Genomic DNA, 18306 nt, shown 5'->3' on the forward strand with positions numbered 1-18306 from the left:
ATTTTCAATCTTCTAATACTAAACAAAAATCAAACAACTATAGTAAAATAACATAAAATTTGCATAAATAGATTAGGAGAATCAAAGCAACTTCTAGGAATGTTTTAGCAGTCGCAGTGTACTTTCCCAGCCTCAATCCACTATAACTCTGCACATAAAAATGGAGAAGATGGCAATCCTCTTCTCCAAATATTAACTTCTTTACAAACCAACTATAGTTGACAAAGAACCTAAAATCAATTGATAACACAGAGTCAGGTCGGTCAACTCCTTCAACTGTAGGCCTGTCAATTCTTCCCATTTATCAATTTTGTATTGGAGAGAATTGCGGTGCAGATAGAGTTTCTGGGCTGTTTTAGTGAGAACAGCACTATTTTCCCAAAGAGAGAGGATGATTTCCTGAATCTGATCTTGATCCAAAATCATCTGGTGTAGACATTCCTTGATTACTCTCAAGTCCACGAGTCTTTCTCCCATACTCCAAAGATAGAGCTGAGAAAAAGTATGAACACCTTGATGACCCTGACGCCACCAAGTCTTAAACAAATCTCGCTCTGCTTTAATCAAGTCTGATAGGGCTTGATGGCCTGTCTGAGACCAAACCTGACCCAACATGATTGACAGACGCAGTCCAAAGTCATACTCCACTGCTTCAATCGTATCACTTAAAATAGCTCGTACAGAGGTGTACTTATCTTGTTGGAGAACAAAAATGTAATCCTGCGCTCCCACCTGTAGCACTGTCTGACAGTTAGGAAAAAGGGTCCGCATCATATCTAGCCAAGAAGCTAGATTTTCCTGCTGAAAATAGGAAAGATGACAATAGGCCAACTGAATCTTTTTAAAAGTTTGTGGTGCTTGTCCCTTGCCCTCAATCAGAAAAGAATACCAAGGATTGAGCGAACGAGCCTGCTCCTGCTGGGTCAAAAGGGAAATCAACTGCTTTTCACGCTCACTGAGCCCAGTTTCTTCCAGCAAAATCCACTGTTGAGAAGCTAAAGGAAGAGTGAGATAACCCTCTTTCTCTACTGGTTGGTCTGAAATCTGAGCTTCAGGAAACCAGTCTTGTAGTTCTTTTGCCATCATGTCCTAGCCCTCCACTTTTTGGATGCACCACGAAATCAAGCTCTCAAGACGTTCTAGATTTTCAGTCATATGGAGATAGCCCATGACTGCTTCAAAACCTGTGGACATACGATAAGTCACCACATCAGCATTTTTAGCCTTGGTGTGACTATTGGTATTGCGACCACGTTTGTAGATTTCTTCTTCTTTTTCCGTCAGGACTTGATCCTCCAACATGAGGGAAATCAGGCGAGCCTGAGCCTTGGCTGAGACATACTTGGTCGCTTCTTGGTGGAGTTTATTGGGTTTGGTCATACCTTTGAGGATGAGGTGACGGCGAATATACATAGAATACACCGCATCTCCTTCAAAGGCCAGCGCAATCCCGTTAATGAGATTGACATCAATCACGAGTCCACCTCACTCCATCTTTGGTGTCAAGGAGCTTAATCCCTTGAGTAGCCAATTGGTCACGGATCTGGTCCGCTGTCGCAAAGTCACGATTGGCACGCGCTTCTTGGCGTTTTTGGATCAAGTCTTCAATCTCTGCATCCAAAACTTCCTCAATAAAGACAATTCCAAAGACTTCCAACATATCTGCAAGAGCTTCCTTAACACTTGTATCATAGTTTCCTGAATTGACCCATTTGGCCATTTCAAAGACTACTGTAATACCGTTGGCAGAGTTGAAATCCTCATCCATAGCAGCTACAAACTTATCTTTAAAGGCCTGTAACTCTTGAGCATCTACAGTTCCAGAAAATGGTTGCTCATAAGTGTTCTTCAAATACTTGAGATTAGTCTCTGCATCACGCACTGCCTTTTCCGTAAAGTTGATAGGCTTGCGATAATGTTGAGTCGAAAAGAAGAAACGAAGCACTTGCCCATCAAGAGTTTTAAGGGCATCATGTACGGTGATAAAGTTACCCAAGGACTTGGACATCTTGACATTATCGATATTGACAAAGCCATTGTGCATCCAGTAGTTAGCAAAGGTCTTGCCTGTTTTGGCTTCCGACTGGGCAATTTCATTGGTGTGATGCGGAAACTCCAGATCGGCTCCACCACCGTGGATATCAATAGTATCGCCCAAAATCTCTGTCGACATAACCGAACACTCGATGTGCCAGCCCGGACGACCAGGTCCCCAAGGACTGTCCCAAGAAATCTCACCTGGTTTGGAAGATTTCCATAGGGCAAAGTCTACAGGATTTTCCTTGCGAGCCGTTTCTTCATCGGTACGACCTGAAGCACCCAGCTCCAAATCTTCCAAGGTTTTATTAGCCAATTTGGCATAGTTGTGGGATTTTTCCACACGGAAGTAAACATCCCCTTGACTCTCGTAGGCAAAGCCTTTTCCAATCAAGTCTTCCACAAAGCGGATGATGTCAATCATAAACTCCACCACACGCGGATGGCGAGTCGCAGGTTTCACGCCCAAGGCCGTCACATCCTCACGAAAGGCAGCGATGTACTTGTCCGCAACCTCCTGAGGCGTGATCCCTTCTTCCTTGGCACGGTTGATAATCTTATCATCCACATCCGTAAAATTGGAAATATAGGCAACCTCATAACCACGATACTCAAAGTAGCGACGAATGGTATCAAAAGCCACCGTTGAACGGGCATTCCCCACGTGGATATAGTTGTACACCGTTGGCCCACAAACATACATCTTTACTTTGCCGTCCTCAATCGGGACAAATTCTCGCAAATCACGAGACATGGTGTCGTAGATTTTAATCATGCGGTCCACTCCCTTCTCTATTTCTGACTTTTTCGGCTGAAAACCAGCTCTGCAAAAGGACCAAATTGTCTGAGGCTATCCAGTTGGTAAAAGCGCTGCCCTTCCTCTTGGGTAAAGAGGGGAACCCCCTTTCCTAGGATAAGGGGCGCTATCTGAATAATGAGGTGGTCGAAAAGATCCGCATCCAAGAGCGGCCCTACTAAAGAATTACCACCAATCACAAAGACATTTTTGCCTTTGTCAATCTGGTGAACAAAGTCCACCACATCCCCAGCTACTGGCTGGTAATTGCTGACAGGCAGGTGCCTATCATGCGTAAAGACATAGTTTTCCGTAGCTTGATAAAAACTTTCTACATCTTGCAAATCTTGGATTTCCTCAAAGGTCCGCTTGCCCATGATGGTGATATCCATTTGCCTGTAAAAGTCATCATAGCCTGTATCCTCTACAGAACCAAGCTGATGCAGCCAGTCTATCCTGTGCTGGCTGTCTGCCAAGTAGCCATCCATGGTGATACAGCCGTAAAAATATACTGCCATTCTTGTAGTTTCCTTTCTAGTTCTGCTTCGCCTTCACTTAGCTGGATAGACCCAAATGATTAGACCTCAGCTAATCAAAGTATTCAGCAAAATCCTTGCTGGACAAGAAAAATAAGCCAGACAACAGCTATACCAATCTGCAGCAGAAAGGTTCATTCTTAAACATTCAAGCGCCTCTCCTGTCTACTTCCGGTGCATGGTGTCATAGATTTTAATCATAAATCATAGTCAGGAAAACCAAAATCCAAGAACAATTAGTTTCATCACTAAGAGTTCAATTGAATTTCAGTCCGAATGTCTCTACACTTCGGAATCCCTTGCTCCTTTCTCATTCAGATAAACCACCTGAGTCTGTTTGACAAAGCCAATTTTTTCATACAAACGTTTGGCACCTACATTGCTATCTTCCACTGCAATCTGAAATTCCTTATCATTTTGCTCAATTAGTTGGTTGACAAGGGATTTTGCTAAGTAGCTCCCATAGCCTTTCCCACGTTCAGGTTCAGATATTGCTAAACCGTAGAAGTAATTCGTATTAGTCGATAAATCTACCGTGCAAGTTCCAATAACCTGACCGTCTTTTAATAAAATATATAAGCGACTTTCTGGATCCTTCAGAGCTTCAGCGACATATCTATCCACAACTTCTCTAGATTCATGTTCCTCTGAAAATGCCTGAAATTTTAACTGACTAATTTGCTCCTGAAACGAACTATCTGCTAACAAAATTTCAAGATTGGAAACAGTTGCTAACGGATAAGGTCTTCTATCCTTACCTAACCAAGTTTCTGTCTCTTCATCCTCGACCAATCCCCAGTTGCTGACAAAATCAGGATGGCGGTCTAGAAAAACACGCTCTGTCTGAAAAGTGACTGAACAAATAGGAAAAGAAGCTGTTTCTCTCTCAAAACTCGTAAACAATGCACGCGCAATTCCCTGACGGCGATGATCTGGATGAACCAGTATCGTCACTTCTACATCTTGGTCATCTGCATAGACAGTTAATAAACCAACAAGTTTGCCTTTTTCATAATAAAGGAAAAAGGCGGGCATGTTTGGAGCAAAATTAAGCATGTTAGAGAGATAGGGATCACGATAGGTACCGTCATAGTTTTGGCAACAGTTAATTAGTTTTTTCGCCTCAGATAGCTCCTCTTGGCTTAACTTGTTTCTTGCTTGAATCATATAGCTACCCTCTACAAACCAGACGATCTGTGACTGGCTTCTTTAGACTGCTCGAGTTTATTAACGTAGTACTCTCGTTTTTCTTCGACTTCGTGAATGACCGGCTCATCCTTTTTACCATGTACACGGACAATCTTAGCAGGAATACCGACAACCGTCACATCACTAGGTACGTCTGCCACAACAACTGCTGCTGCACCGACCTTGGCGTTTTCACCGATTTCAACGGGTCCAATGACTTGGGCATGAGCGGATATAAGCGCTCCTTTGCGAACGGTAGGATGGCGTTTGCCACAGTCTTTCCCTGTTCCCCCAAGAGTCACCCCATGATAGAGAAGAACACCTTTTTCAACAATCGCTGTTTCCCCAATCACCAGACCAGAACCGTGGTCGATAAAGACACCTGAATCAATCTGGGCACCTGGATGAATCTCAATCTGAGTCCAAAAGCGCCAAAACTGACTGTGCATACGAGCCAGGAGTTTGAAGCCATGCTTCCAGAGAAAATGCGAGAGACGGTGGGCCGCCAAGGCCTTGACACCTGGATAGGTCAGCAAAACCTCCAAAGTGGTGCGGGCCGCTGGATCATTTTCTTTTACGATATCAATGGTTTCGCGCCACCATCCCATACATTTCTCCTTTTCTTATTCTGAATCTTTTGGTGTTTCTGTAAATTCTTTCTTAGGTTTGTGGTCTTTGTGATGACGTGGGCGGTGAGGACGCTCTGATTTTTCACCTTTTTCATCACGTTCAGGTTTTGGAGGACGAGGAAGAAGGGCTTTCATAGAAGCATCCACACGTCCTTTTTCATCAATCTTGATAACCTTAACATCAACTTCATCCCCGATTGCTACCAAGTCTTCGACATTATTGGTACGCGTCCAAGCCATCTCAGAGATATGAACAAGGGCATCTGTCTTATCAAAGAGGTTGACAAAGGCACCAAATTTCTCGATACGAACGACTTTAGCACGGTAAACTTCGTCCACCTTAGCTTCACGAACCAGACCAGCAATAATTTCTTTGGCACGGTTAATAGCATCTTGGTCGCTAGAGTAGATAGACACATTTCCTTCTTCGTCGATATCAATCTTAACGCCTGTTTCAGCGATAATCTTGTCGATGGTTTCTCCACCCTTACCGATGACAATCTTAATCTTGTCCACATCGATCTTGATGGTATCAATTTTCGGAGCAGTTGGAGCTAATTCTGGACGAACTTCTGGAATGGTTGCTTCAATCACATCAAGGATTTCAAAACGCGCTTTCTTGGCTTGGGCAAGAGCCTCAGTCAGGATTTCTGCAGTAATCCCTTGAATCTTGATATCCATTTGAAGGGCTGTAATCCCATCACGAGTACCTGCAACCTTAAAGTCCATGTCTCCAAAGTGATCTTCCAAACCTTGGATATCTGTCAATACTGTGTAGTTGTTTCCATCTGAGATAAGTCCCATAGCAATACCAGCTACTGGCGCCTTGATTGGCACCCCACCAGCCATAAGGGCAAGAGTTCCCGCACAGATAGAAGCCTGAGATGAAGAACCGTTTGATTCCAAGACTTCTGCTACCAAACGGATAGCGTATGGGAATTCCTCCAAACTTGGCAAGACTTGAGCAAGGGCACGCTCACCAAGAGCACCGTGACCGATTTCACGACGACCTGGCGCACCGTAACGACCTGTTTCCCCTACAGAGTATTGTGGGAAGTTATAGTGGTGCATAAAGCGTTTCTTGTACTCTGGATCCAAACCATCAATGATTTGAGTTTCTCCCATCGGAGCCAAGGTCAAGACTGAAAGAGCCTGAGTTTGTCCACGAGTGAAAAGACCTGAACCGTGCACACGAGGAAGGAAGTCAACAACCGCATCCAAAGGACGGATTTCATCGACCTTACGACCATCAGGACGAACCTTGTCTTCTGTAATCAAGCGACGCACTTCAGCGTGTTCCATTTGTTCCAAGATTTCAGCCACATCACGCATGATACGGTCAAATTCTTCATGGTCTGTATATTTTTCTTCATAAACAGCAGTCACTTGGTCCTTAACTGCTTGAGTTGCAGCTTCACGAGCTAATTTTTCTTCTACTTGGACAGCTTTTTGTAGGTCACTGTTGTAGGCTGCGATAATTTCAGCCTGCAATTCTGCATCTACATGAAGCAATTCCACTTCTGCTTTTTCCTTACCGACTGCAGCAACGATTTCTTCTTGGAAAGCAATCAATTCTTTGACTGCTTCGTGCCCTTTCAGAAGAGCTTCCAACATGATTTCTTCTGACAATTCTTTGGCACCAGACTCAACCATGTTGATAGCGTGTTTGGTACCAGCTACTGTCAATTCAAGAAGAGATTGCTCTGCTTGTTCTTGGCTTGGGTTAATGATGATTTGACCATCTACATAGCCCACCTGTACCCCAGCGATTGGCCCGTCAAATGGAATATCTGAGATAGAAAGAGCCAAGGATGAACCAAACATAGCTGCCATTGGTGCAGAAGCATTTTCGTCATAAGAAAGCACGGTGTTGATGACTTGGACTTCGTTACGGAAACCTTCCGCAAACATAGGACGGATTGGACGGTCAATCAAACGCGCTGTCAAGGTCGCATCTGTTGAAGGACGTCCTTCACGTTTCATAAAGCCACCAGGAAACTTCCCAGCTGCATACATTTTTTCTTCGTAGTTGACTTGAAGAGGGAAGAAATCCCCAGTTGCCATTTTCTTAGACATAACGGCCGCAGTCAAGACAGTTGACTCACCGTAACGCACGACAACAGAGCCATTTGCCTGCTTGGCAACCTGACCAGTCTCTACAATTAACTCACGACCCGCAAAAGTCGTTTGAAACACTTGTTTTGTCATTTTAATCCCCTTTGGATTGATGAAATTATACGCCTTGCCTACAAAGATCAAGATACTAAGCCGTCAAGCAACTCAAAGGAAAATAGGAAATCGAACGACGGAGCGACTGCTCCTAGGCAGATTTATCTTTTTCCAAAGAGTTGTAGGCGTGTTCAATTCTCAAGATACCAAGGACGTCAAAAGCAAAGTAAAAATAGGAAACTGACGAAGTCTTCGATGAAGACAAGACAGTTTATCTTTTTTCCTAAGAAATGAGGCCAAAATTCAATTAAGTATCTTTTTGATATTTCCCTGAAATAGTGCGGACGGGAGGTGAAATTATCCAGTGGATGATTTTAGAAATCTAATGGAATTTCAATGGTAATTTTTAATTACTTCGCCTTTTCATTTCTATGCTCAGGCTAAAATAGTTTCCCGAACTATTTTGCTCTCAAAAATCCCGTCTTAGATAATAATATTGTTATCATCTAGGATATCACGATAGCGTGAAATATCTTTTAAATACTCACTCCGTTCGTGTTTTTTGAGACACACATTATCAGATTTTGTTTAAAAAATAATCAACTTTAAACAAACTTCTACAACCTAAATATCCTCATCTTTGTATCAAGTACGTACAGAGTCTATTTTATCATATTTTTCTTAAAAAGTGCGGTCTTTACCATTAAAAAGGAACCATTCCCCTCAGCTGAGAAGAATGGTTTACTTTTTATTATCCTAGAGACTGGTGATTAAACAAAGCATGGGTTGCTTGGTGGATGTATTTTGCTGTATCCGCATTGTTCATAGTATAGAGATGCACACCGGCCACATCCTGAGTTACCAAGTCCACGATTTGGTCCACCGCATAGGCAAGTCCTGCTGCTCTGAGCGACTCAGGGTCATGCTCATACTTGTCTAAGATGGCTTTAAATTTGCGTGGAAGATGGATATTCTCACAAGTCTTCAAGAGGCGGAGAGCCTGATTTCGATTCAGAATTGGCATAATCCCTGCATGAATTGGAACATCAATCCCAGCCAAGATGCACTTGTCTTGGAAATCATAGAAGCGTTCATTGTCAAAGAAAAGCTGGGTTACGAGGCTCGAACAGCCTGCATCCACTTTCTTCTTAAGATTTTGAATATCTGAAATCTGATTTGGTGAATCTGGATGGCCTTCTGGATAACAAGCACCAACAATATCAAAGTGAGGAGCTTGCTCCTTGATGAACTCAATCAAGTCAGTTGCGTAGCGGAAATCCTTTTGTGGTTCCACGTCTGGAATAATATCCCCACGAAGAGCCAAGATTTTCTGCACCCCAACCTTGTCCAAGTCAGCAATGGTTTCAGCAACCTTGTCCTTAGTCAAATAGATAGCTGGCAAGTGGGCAATAGTCGGAATCGCCAAGTCATTTTGGATAAAATCAGCCAAACGGACCGTCGTTTCCTTGATATTAAATTTGTTATTGCTGGCAGTAACACTGATAAAGTGGGGAGCCAACTCCTGCATATCTTGAAGAGCAGAAATAATGTTATCATTACCCACTGCTGGGTTTGGAGGGAACACTTCAAATGAGAGCGACGGTGTTTGGCGTGACATATGTAATAACCTTTTCTAGTTGATTTTTTTGTTAGCTGGATTCCTAGAATCTAAGTGAAACAGGCAGATTGACCAAACAGCGCTTCTGGAGAAATCCTTATCTTACAATTTCTCACGCGCAGCTTTAGCTGCTTCAACAAGGCGGATCAAGCTTTCTTTTGTTTCTGGAATACCACGTGTTTTCAAACCACAGTCAGGGTTGATCCAAACTTTCTTGCTTGGCACTTTAGCAAGGATGGCTTCGATTGTGTTATCGATTTCGCCTTCATTTGGCACACGAGGAGAGTGGATATCGTAAACCCCAGGTCCCACTTCTGTTTGGAAGTTTTTCGCTTTGAGTTCGTCCAAGATTTCAAGGTTTGAACGGCTAGCTTCAAAGGAAATAACGTCTGCATCCATGTTATCGATAGCTGGGATGATATCTGTAAATTCTGAGTAACACATGTGAGTGTGGATTTGTGTGTCTGGTGCTACTGTTGAGTGTACCAAGCGGAAGGCAGGAATTGCCCAGTCAAGGTAGTCTTCATACCAGTCGCTACGACGGAGTGGCAATTTTTCACGAAGAGCAGCCTCATCGATTTGGATGATTTTCACACCAGCAGCTTCAAGGTCAAGCACTTCATCCTTGATAGCAAGGGCGATTTGAAGAGTAGAATCCTTGATAGAGATGTCTTCACGTGGGAATGACCAGTTGAGGATGGTAACAGGTCCAGTCAACATACCTTTAACAGGTTTGTTTGTACGGCTTTGTGCATAGCTAGACCATTTAACAGTGATAGGGTTAAGACGAGTGACATCACCCCAGATGATTGGTGGTTTCACCCCACGCATACCGTATGATTGTACCCAACCATTTTTAGAGAAGAGGTAACCTGACAAGTTTTGACCGAAGTACTCAACCATGTCATTACGCTCAAATTCACCGTGAACAAGGACATCAAAGTCGATATCTTCTTGCCATTTGATCCATTCGTCGATAGTCTCAGCAAGGAAAGCATCGTACTCTTCTTGAGACAATTCACCTTTACGGTAAGCCAAACGTTTCGCACGAACTTCCTTAGTTTGAGGGAATGAACCGATAGTTGTTGTTGGAAGAGCTGGAAGTTTGAAAGCTTCTTCTTGGATAGCTTCACGTTCTGCAAAGGCTGGCAAACGAGTGTAGTCTGCGTCCGTCAATCCAGCGATACGCGCACGAAGTTCCGCATTTTCACCAACACGCTCAGTCGCAAAGAGTGCTTTGTTGGCTGCAAGAGCTTCTTCACCTTGACCATTGCGGATAGCATCCAAATCACGAATCTCATCCAATTTTTCAACTGCAAAGGCAAAGTGGTTCAAGATAGCTGGTTCAAATTCTTCATTAGCAGTTGTAAATGGCACATGAAGAAGTGAGCATGAGCTTGTCAAGACAATGTTTTCAGCTGGGATTTGTTCAAGAACAGCCAAGCTCTTTTCGTAGTTGTTACGCCAGATGTTTTTACCATTGACAATACCTGCATAAAGAGTCTTATCAGCTGGGAAACCACCTTTAACCAATTCAAGAGTTTTCTTACCTTCAACGAAGTCAAGACCGATGGCATCTACTGGCAATTTCACAAGGTCAGCGTAGACGTCACGAACATCTCCGAAGTAAGTTTGAAGCAAGACTTCAAGACCTTTTTTGTCAGCCAAGAGTTTGTTGTAAAGGTTCAAGAAGAGAGCTTTTTCTTCAGCTGTCAAATCTTTTACAAGAGCAGCTTCGTCGAGTTGGATACGAGTCGCACCAAGTTCTGCCAATTTAGCAAAAACTTCTTGGTAAGCAGCCACTAAGCTATCTACGAAGTCTTCTGCTTTCACGCCTTCTTCAAAGTCTGACAATTGAAGGAAAGTAAATGGACCTACAAGAACTGGGCGAGTGTTCAATCCAAGTTCTTTTGCTTCTTGGAATTCATCAAAGATTTTGTGACCTGCAAGTTTGACTTGAGTGTCTTTTTCAAATTTAGGAACGATGTAGTGGTAGTTGGTGTTGAACCATTTCTTCATTGGAAGGGCGCGAACGTCCCCTTTTTCTCCTTGGTAACCACGACCCAAAGCGAAGTAGCGCTCAAGGTCAGACAAGTCCAAGTTTTGAACTGAAGCAGGTACCACGTTGAAGAGGAATGCTGCATCTAGGAAGTTGTCATAGTGAGAAAAGTCATTTGATGGAATTTCAGTGATGCCTTTTTCTTTGACAATGTTCCAGTGCTTAGCACGCAAGTCTTTTGCGGCTGCCAAGAGTTCTTCTTCTGAGATTTCTTTTCTAAAGTATTTTTCAGTTATAAATTTTAATTCGCGGAATTCTCCCAAACGAGGGAAACCGATGATTGTAGTTGACATGATGTGTCCTCCAAAATTTGTTGTTGAAACTATCTTAACAGAAAAGAAAGCGTCTGTATAATTGTAAAAAATTAGGCTTTGATATAGTTTGAAACTATATCTCTATTTTAGACAAAAGAAAAAGACCTGAGAAAAATGCCTCAAATCCTTTGTGTAGCTTGTTTTATAGCTTTATTTCAGTTAGACGATTCAAACGCGTTATTAGTAATTCTTATAAGTGACTATGACTTGTTATTAGAAAAGACTATAATACTCTTCGAAAATCAAATTCAAACCGCGTCAACGTCGCCTTGCCTTAGACATATGGTTACTGACTTCGTCAGTCTTATCTACAACCTCAAAACAGTGTTTTGAGCAACCTACGGCTAGTTTCCTAGTTTGCTCTTTGGTTTTCATTGAGTATGAGTCTACTCTAATCAACTCTTTTCCTGTTCGAGGGGGACGACTGCTAGTGTCTTTCCTAAACTGGCTAAATGTATCCAACTGAGGACTAGTCTTTCCTGTTTCCATCCTAGCTATGACAGGCTGACTTACTCCACTAAGTTCTTCTAGCTTTTTCTGGCTGATTCCTTGTTCATGCCTAGCCTCAATCAACTCGCTCATGATAGTCACTCGCATATCACTTTCAAGGATTTCCTCCTTGGTGAAGAGTGCTGACCGAACATCCTTCCAGTTACTTCCAATAGCACTATTCTCCATCACTTAGCCCTCTTTCTTTTACGTCTATGTATTTTTTGAAAAAATGATCGAATTATGATTCGATGGATTGACCAGCGGGTTTAAAATTGGTGCTAGCTTGTTTCTTAAGCGCTTTTCCTTTTCTTAGGATAAAGCAGATCCTGTTTTGACAATCCTAATTTTCCATGATGAATCCAGTAGTAGATGGTAGAAATTCCCACGTTAACCCCTTTAGCCATCACCATCATTTCAGGCGAAAATTTTTGGTTATGATAGTGGAGAATCTTTTCCTTTAGTTCCTTAGTCAAGCTTGATTTCAGTATGGATAGTTTGAGAAACTTTTCCAAGTAGAGAGGCAATTTCTCTATTTGATTTTCCTTCTTTTTTCCATCGTTCGATTAAGCGACGGCTATCGATTGTCAAATGTTTGCCTTTTAATGTTTGCCTTTTGTAGTATAATTGTCTTGCATTTCTGTGCCTTTTAATCATTTCAATCTTAAATTGGACTTTTTTTACTTGGGTTGTACTTAATCTATGAGGAAGACAAGAAAAAGAATATCAATCAAGTAAAGTCACAAAATCACATTAGCTCCGAGCAAGCATTGCAAATTGAGGTACTCATACAATGATTAAAACATTTCTTTCTGCCCTTTCTGTCATTCTCTTCGCTATCCCTATCATAGCTTATTCTTTTTTCCCATCTTCTAATCTTAATATTTGGCTATCTACCAGACCTATCTTGGCACAGATTTATGCCTTCCCCTTAGCTACTGCAACTATGGCTTCTATTTTAAGTTTCGTATTTTTTTCCCTATCTTTTTACAAGAAAAATAAACAAATACGGTTTTATTCTAGCATCTTGCTCTTACTATCGTTCATATTACTATTATTCGGAACAGATAAAACCCTTTCTTCCGCATCAAATAAGACTAAAACCTTAAAGTTAGTAACTTGGAACGTCGCAAATAAAATAGAAGCACAACATATTGAACGAATTTTTAGCCATTTTGATGCCGATATTGCTATATTCCCTGAACTAGCTACCAATATCAGAGGTGAGCAAGAAAACCAGAGAATCAAACTATTGTTTCATCAAGTTGGACTTTCTATAGCCAACTATGATATTTTCACTTCTCCACCTACTGACAGTGGAATAGCTCCTGTGACTGTGATTGTCAAGAAAAGTTATGGTTTCTATACAGAAGCTAAAACTTTTCATACAACACGGTTCGGGACAATTGTATTACATTCGAGAAAACAAAATATACCAGATATCATTGCCTTGCATACTGCTCCTCCTCTGCCAGGTTTAATGGAAATCTGGAAGCAAGACTTAAACATCATTCATAATCAACTGGCTTCAAAATATCCAAAGGCTATTATTGCAGGTGACTTTAATGCAACTATGCGTCATGGAGCACTTGCAAAAATAAGCTCTCATAGGGACGCATTAAATGCACTTCCACCTTTTGAAAGAGGAACTTGGAATAGCCAAAGTCCAAAACTTTTTAATGCAACAATAGATCATATTTTATTGCCTAAAAACCACTACTATGTTAAAAATTTAGACATTGTAAGTTTTCAAAACTCTGATCATAGATGTATTTTTACAGAAATCACATTTTAATTATTTTATACTAATTCAAACCACGTCAGCGTCGACTTACCTTAGACATATGGTTACTGACTTCGTCAGTCTTATCTACAACCTCAAAACAGTGTTTTGAGCAACCTACGGCTAGTTTCCTAGTTTGCTTTTTGATTTTCATTGAGTATTATATAAAATCACCCCTCTAGTGTTCATAAACTAGAGGGGGAATTTGTATCATACTATCGTTTAACGCACTTCTGCATTCACTTTTTCTTCGAGAGAAGCTTGGATTTTTTCCATATATCGTGCGACTTCTTCGTCCGTCAAGCTATCTTCTGGATTTTGGAAAGTCAAGCTATAAGCCATTGACTTCATACCTAGTCCCAATTTTTCGCCTGAGAAGACGTCAAAGAGTTTGATATCTGTCAAACGTTTCACGCCGGCAGCTTGGATAGCGTTCATAACTTCTTGATGAGTCACTTCTGCCTTGAGTAGAAAGGCAACATCACGGCTGACTGCTGGGAATTTGGTGATTTCCACAAATGGACTAGCAGGTTGAAGTACAGCTTCGATGGCTGAAAGGTTAAGCTCAGCTACATACGTTTCTGGAATATCATAAGCCTTAGCAGTGACTGGATGCACTTGGCCAAGGAAACCAAGAACTTGGTCACCGAGTGAAATCACGGCTGTTCGACCTGGATGAAGGCTAGCAATTTCAGCTGTTGCTGTATAAGTCACTGCAAGTCCCAAGCGAGTAAAGAGCGCTTCTAGGATTCCTTTAGCATAGAAGAAATCAACTGGAACTGCTACTGTTTGGAAATCTTTTTCAGCAACCAAGCCTGTCAAGGCAAAGGCAAAACTGTTGATTTCATTTGGAAGTTCTTCTTTTGGATTGCCAGTTTGTTCAAAGACTTTTCCAATCTCGTAAAGGGCCAAGTTTTTGTTCTTACGAGCCACGTTGTAAGCAACTGTATCTAGGATACCTGAAATCATATTTTGACGGAGGACAGAACGGTCCACTGTCATTGGCCACATAAGTTCCGTAAGGTTACTTGGTTGAGCCGTAAACTCAACTGCTTTTTCAGGAGTTGTCAGAGCATAGGTGATGATTTCTGTCAAACCTGCTCCTTCAGCAATCGTACGAACTTGACGACGGAGTTTCTGTGTCACAGTCAATTCACCAGCTGTACCATCATCTTTTGGAAGGCTGGTTGGCAAGCGATCATAACCGTAGATACGAGCGATTTCTTCAAAGAGATCTGCCTCGATTGTGATATCCCAACGGCGACGTGGGACGCTGACTGTAAAGCTATCTGCATTTCCAGAAAGGCCAAAGCCAAGACGACGGAAGACGTCTTCTACATCCGCGTAAGAAAGTTCTGTACCAAGGACGCGGTTAACATCAGCAAGGGTTGAAGAAACTTCCACATCAGAGGTATCAAGCTCACCCGCTGAAACAATACCCTTACGTACTGTTGCACCTGTAAGCTCTGCAATCATGCTAGCCGCCGTATCAAGGGCTTCGTTAACAGTTGCCACATTGACGCCTTTTTCAAAGCGAGAAGATGACTCAGAACGAAGGTTGAGGCGACCACTAGTCTTACGAATTGATTTTCCGTTGAAGACTGCAGCTTCAAGGACGACACGACTAGATTTTTCAGAAATTTCTGTTGCTTGACCTCCCATGACACCTGCAAGGGCTACTGGCTTGTCTGCGACAGTGATAACTAAGTCATTCACGTCCAAGTCACGTTCTTCACCATCTAAAGTCACCAATTTTTCACCAGCACGCGCTTCACGCACACGGATGTCATTTCCTTCAAAAGTATCCAAGTCAAAGGCATGCATTGGTTGACCAAAGTAGAGCAGGATGTAGTTTGTCACGTCCACTACGTTATTGATTGGACGGATACCTTCATTCATAAGAATGTTTTGCAACCATTGTGGACTTGGTGCAATAGTCACATTGTCCAAGATACGGGCTGCATAGTAAGGTGCCTTGTCTGTTTCAATCCCTACAGAAAGAGCGTCTGCTGCAACTTCATTTGTTTCTGTTAGAGTAAATTCTTTAAAGTTGACTGCCTTATCATAGATAGCTGCCACTTCGTGAGCCACTCCACGCATAGAAAGGGCATCTGCACGGTTTGGTGTGATAGAAAGTTCGATGATTTCATCATCCAAGTCTAGATATGAGAAGACTTCCTCACCTGGAACGGCATTTTCTGGCAAGATTTGGATGCCATCTGCGAATTCCTTTGGCACAACTGAGTCAGAAATTCCCAATTCGCCAAGCGAACAGATCATCCCAAGTGACTCTAAACCACGGATTTTTCCTTTTTTGATTTTGTAGTTGTCAGCGATGCGAGCTCCTGGAAGAGCCACCATAACCTTGATACCAGCACGCACATTTGGGGCACCACAGACGATTTGACGTGCTTCTTCTTCGCCAACGTTAACCTGACAAACATGGAGGTGAGTTTCTGGCACATCTTCGCAAGACAAGACCTCACCGACGACAATTTTTGAGAGACCGGCAGCTGGTGATTCGACACCTTCTACCTCGATCCCTGTAGTTGACATTTTTTCAGCCAACTCCTGTGATGGCACATCAATGTCCACCAATTCTTTTAACCATTTATAAGATACAAGCATAATTTAGTTCTCCAGAATGACAGTTGTCACTCTAGTTCTTTTCCTTTCCTATCATTTCAATAGAAGAATCATCTTCTTACCTTAATTTCTTTCTCAGTAACCAATCCGTATCTACTTTTTGACCAACCATAAAATGATGTTGGCTAAATTTTTTAAAACCATATCGATTATAAAACGCTTGAGCTTTTGTATTATGCTCCCAAACACCTAGCCAAGCCCAAGAAAAACTATTTTTGGTAGCAAGTTCCAGAGCGAATTCAAACAGTTGCTTACCGAATCCAAATCCTTGGAATTTTTGTAGCACATAGAGGCGTTGAATTTCAAAAGCGTCCTCTAATTCTCTCTCAGTTTGAGCACTTCCCCAGTTGACTTTAAGAAAACCAGCTATCTCCTCTTCATGCATAATGAAATAGGTTTCGGATTCTGGATTTCCCAACTCAGTTAACAAAGTTCTCAGACTATAAGCCTCTTCAAAGTATTCCTGTAACTGCTCTTCCGTATTATCATGAGCAAATGTTTCACGAAAGGTTTGTTTGGCAATTTTAGCCAACACCTCAACATCTGCCTTTTCTACTTTTCTAATCATTATTTAAACTGTTCTGAGAAGCGGACATCTCCTTGGTAGAAGCCACGAATATCATTGATTCCGTAACGGAGCATAGCTACACGTTCTTGACCAAGACCAAAGGCAAATCCAGAGTAAACAGTCGCATCGATACCACTCATTTCAAGGACACGTGGGTGAACCATACCAGCTCCCATAATTTCGATCCAACCAGTTTTCTTACATACGTTACAGCCTTCTCCACCACACTTGAAGCAAGAAACATCCACCTCAACAGATGGCTCTGTGAATGGGAAGTAAGAGGGGCGCAAACGAATTTGACGCTCTTCACCGAACATTTTTTGCACAATTAACTGAAGGGTTCCTTGAAGGTCAGCCATAGAGATATTTTTCCCAACAACCAAGCCTTCGATTTGGTGGAACTGGTGACTGTGGGTCGCATCGTCCGTATCACGACGGAAGACACGCCCTGGTGAGATCATTTTCAAAGGACCTTTTGAAAAATCATGGGCGTCCATAGCACGCGCCTGAACTGGAGACGTGTGGGTACGGAGCAAGATTTCTTCAGTGATATAGAAAGTATCCTGCATATCACGAGCTGGGTGGTCTTTTGGAAGGTTCATACGCTCAAAGTTGTAGTAGTCTTGCTCCACTTCAAAACCATCCACGACTTGATACCCCATACCGATGAAAATATCTTCGATTTCTTCACTGGTTTGTGTCAAAACATGACGGTGACCAGTCGCAACTGGGCGGCCTGGAAGTGTCACATCGATGCTCTCGCTAGCCAGTTGAGCTTCCACTTTCTTTTCTTCCAAAAGCTTAGCTGTTTCTTCAAACGCTGCTGTCAAGACATCACGCGCTTCATTGACATGTTTCCCAATGATTGGACGCATCTCAGCAGAGACATCTTTCATCCCTTTGAGGATTTCCGTAAGTGACCCTTTTTTACCAAGGACTGAGACACGCAATTCTTGCATCCCTTTTTCATTTTCAGCAGTAATCTGCTTCAAGCTAGCCAGCGTTTCTTCGCGAAGCGCTTTTAATTGTTCTTCAATAGTTGACATAATTCCTCCATCAGTCTCTCATAAGATAAAAAGAAAACCACATGCCAAAAACTCCACTCGGAGCGTTGACACGCGGTACCATCCGTTTTCATCTGACAAGTCAGACCTTCATTTCTAAATCCATGCGCAAGTGAATTCACCCAGCTTTCATATAGAGAGCTTGCAGTCACGGCTCTCCTCCCTGATATACTTCCCTTGAGTTACTAGTCTTGCAGATTTCTATTCAATTACTACATAGTTTATCAGATTTTTAGCATTCTTGCAAGACCTATCTCACTTCTGCTTGTTAGCTTATTCTTATCTAAATCAACTATTTATAATTTCTGTAACAAAATTAAATTAATTAATCCCCCTATAAAATAAAGAGGTTTAGAATTTGATGTCTTCCAAACCTCTTTATTTTATATTTAATGAGATGTTGCCTTAAC

General features: G+C 42.1%; 13 protein-coding genes and 2 pseudogenes. 1 reads left to right on the forward strand and 14 read right to left on the reverse strand.

Going from position 1 to position 18306, the window contains the following annotated elements:
- Window positions 1–201 precede the first annotated feature (201 nt).
- The 11 genes and pseudogenes from HW098_RS03585 to HW098_RS03635 all read right to left on the reverse strand — a co-directional run.
- Window positions 202–1086, reverse strand: a complete 885-nt coding sequence (locus HW098_RS03585) for a PucR family transcriptional regulator (protein WP_176139320.1) — start codon at window positions 1084–1086, stop codon at window positions 202–204.
- Window positions 1087–1089: 3 nt separating this feature from the next.
- The gene (locus HW098_RS03590) at window positions 1090–1476 is read right to left on the reverse strand and encodes a Mini-ribonuclease 3 (protein ID WP_176139321.1); all 387 of its coding nucleotides are present in this window, start codon (window positions 1474–1476) and stop codon (window positions 1090–1092) included.
- A complete protein-coding gene (gene cysS / locus HW098_RS03595; protein ID WP_176139322.1) occupies window positions 1469–2812 on the reverse strand; it encodes a cysteine--tRNA ligase in 1344 nt (447 codons plus the stop codon). The genes HW098_RS03590 and cysS overlap by 8 nt, the downstream gene beginning before the upstream one ends.
- Window positions 2813–2829: 17 nt before the next feature.
- Window positions 2830–3351 carry a dihydrofolate reductase family protein gene (locus tag HW098_RS03600; protein ID WP_000301974.1) on the reverse strand — a complete coding sequence of 174 codons (522 nt, stop codon included), beginning with the start codon at window positions 3349–3351 and terminating at the stop codon, window positions 2830–2832.
- 300 nt (window positions 3352–3651) lie between these two features.
- Window positions 3652–4536 (reverse strand): GNAT family N-acetyltransferase, encoded by an 885-nt coding sequence (locus HW098_RS03605; RefSeq protein WP_176139323.1) that lies wholly within the window; start codon window positions 4534–4536, stop codon window positions 3652–3654.
- Window positions 4537–4547: 11 nt separating this feature from the next.
- A complete protein-coding gene (gene cysE, locus HW098_RS03610; protein WP_176139324.1) occupies window positions 4548–5165 on the reverse strand; it encodes a serine O-acetyltransferase in 618 nt (205 codons plus the stop codon).
- A gap of 15 nt (window positions 5166–5180) precedes the next feature.
- Entirely contained in the window at window positions 5181–7394 is a 2214-nt protein-coding gene (gene pnp, locus HW098_RS03615) for a polyribonucleotide nucleotidyltransferase (RefSeq protein WP_176139325.1), read from the reverse strand.
- Between the two features lie 712 nt (window positions 7395–8106).
- On the reverse strand, window positions 8107–8973 hold the full coding sequence (metF, locus tag HW098_RS03620; protein ID WP_000089966.1) for a methylenetetrahydrofolate reductase [NAD(P)H]: 867 nt from the start codon (window positions 8971–8973) through the stop codon (window positions 8107–8109).
- A gap of 102 nt (window positions 8974–9075) precedes the next feature.
- Window positions 9076–11325 (reverse strand): 5-methyltetrahydropteroyltriglutamate--homocysteine S-methyltransferase, encoded by a 2250-nt coding sequence (gene metE / locus HW098_RS03625; RefSeq protein WP_176139326.1) that lies wholly within the window; start codon window positions 11323–11325, stop codon window positions 9076–9078.
- Window positions 11326–11741: 416 nt separating this feature from the next.
- Window positions 11742–12024, reverse strand: a pseudogene (locus tag HW098_RS03630) (helix-turn-helix transcriptional regulator).
- A 58-nt stretch (window positions 12025–12082) separates the two neighbouring features.
- Window positions 12083–12473: pseudogene (locus HW098_RS03635) on the reverse strand (helix-turn-helix domain-containing protein); the annotation flags it as partial.
- Window positions 12474–12628: 155 nt separating this feature from the next.
- On the opposite strand from HW098_RS03635, the gene HW098_RS03640 reads away from it, so the two are divergent.
- Window positions 12629–13630 (forward strand): endonuclease/exonuclease/phosphatase family protein, encoded by a 1002-nt coding sequence (locus tag HW098_RS03640; RefSeq protein ID WP_176139327.1) that lies wholly within the window; start codon window positions 12629–12631, stop codon window positions 13628–13630.
- Window positions 13631–13840: 210 nt separating this feature from the next.
- Here the strand turns inward: HW098_RS03640 and pheT are convergent, their stop codons facing one another.
- From pheT to pheS, 3 genes are all read right to left on the reverse strand, one after another.
- Window positions 13841–16246: a phenylalanine--tRNA ligase subunit beta gene (gene pheT / locus HW098_RS03645; protein ID WP_176139328.1), complete on the reverse strand. Its 2406-nt coding sequence runs from the start codon at window positions 16244–16246 to the stop codon at window positions 13841–13843.
- A 76-nt stretch (window positions 16247–16322) separates the two neighbouring features.
- Window positions 16323–16832 carry an N-acetyltransferase gene (locus HW098_RS03650; RefSeq protein ID WP_176139329.1) on the reverse strand — a complete coding sequence of 170 codons (510 nt, stop codon included), beginning with the start codon at window positions 16830–16832 and terminating at the stop codon, window positions 16323–16325.
- Window positions 16832–17878: a phenylalanine--tRNA ligase subunit alpha gene (gene pheS, locus HW098_RS03655; protein WP_176139330.1), complete on the reverse strand. Its 1047-nt coding sequence runs from the start codon at window positions 17876–17878 to the stop codon at window positions 16832–16834. The genes HW098_RS03650 and pheS overlap by 1 nt, the downstream gene beginning before the upstream one ends.
- Between the last annotated feature and the right edge of the window lie 428 nt (window positions 17879–18306).

Origin of the sequence: Streptococcus sp. 1453, assembly GCF_013276955.1 — a bacterium.
GTDB lineage: Bacteria > Bacillota > Bacilli > Lactobacillales > Streptococcaceae > Streptococcus.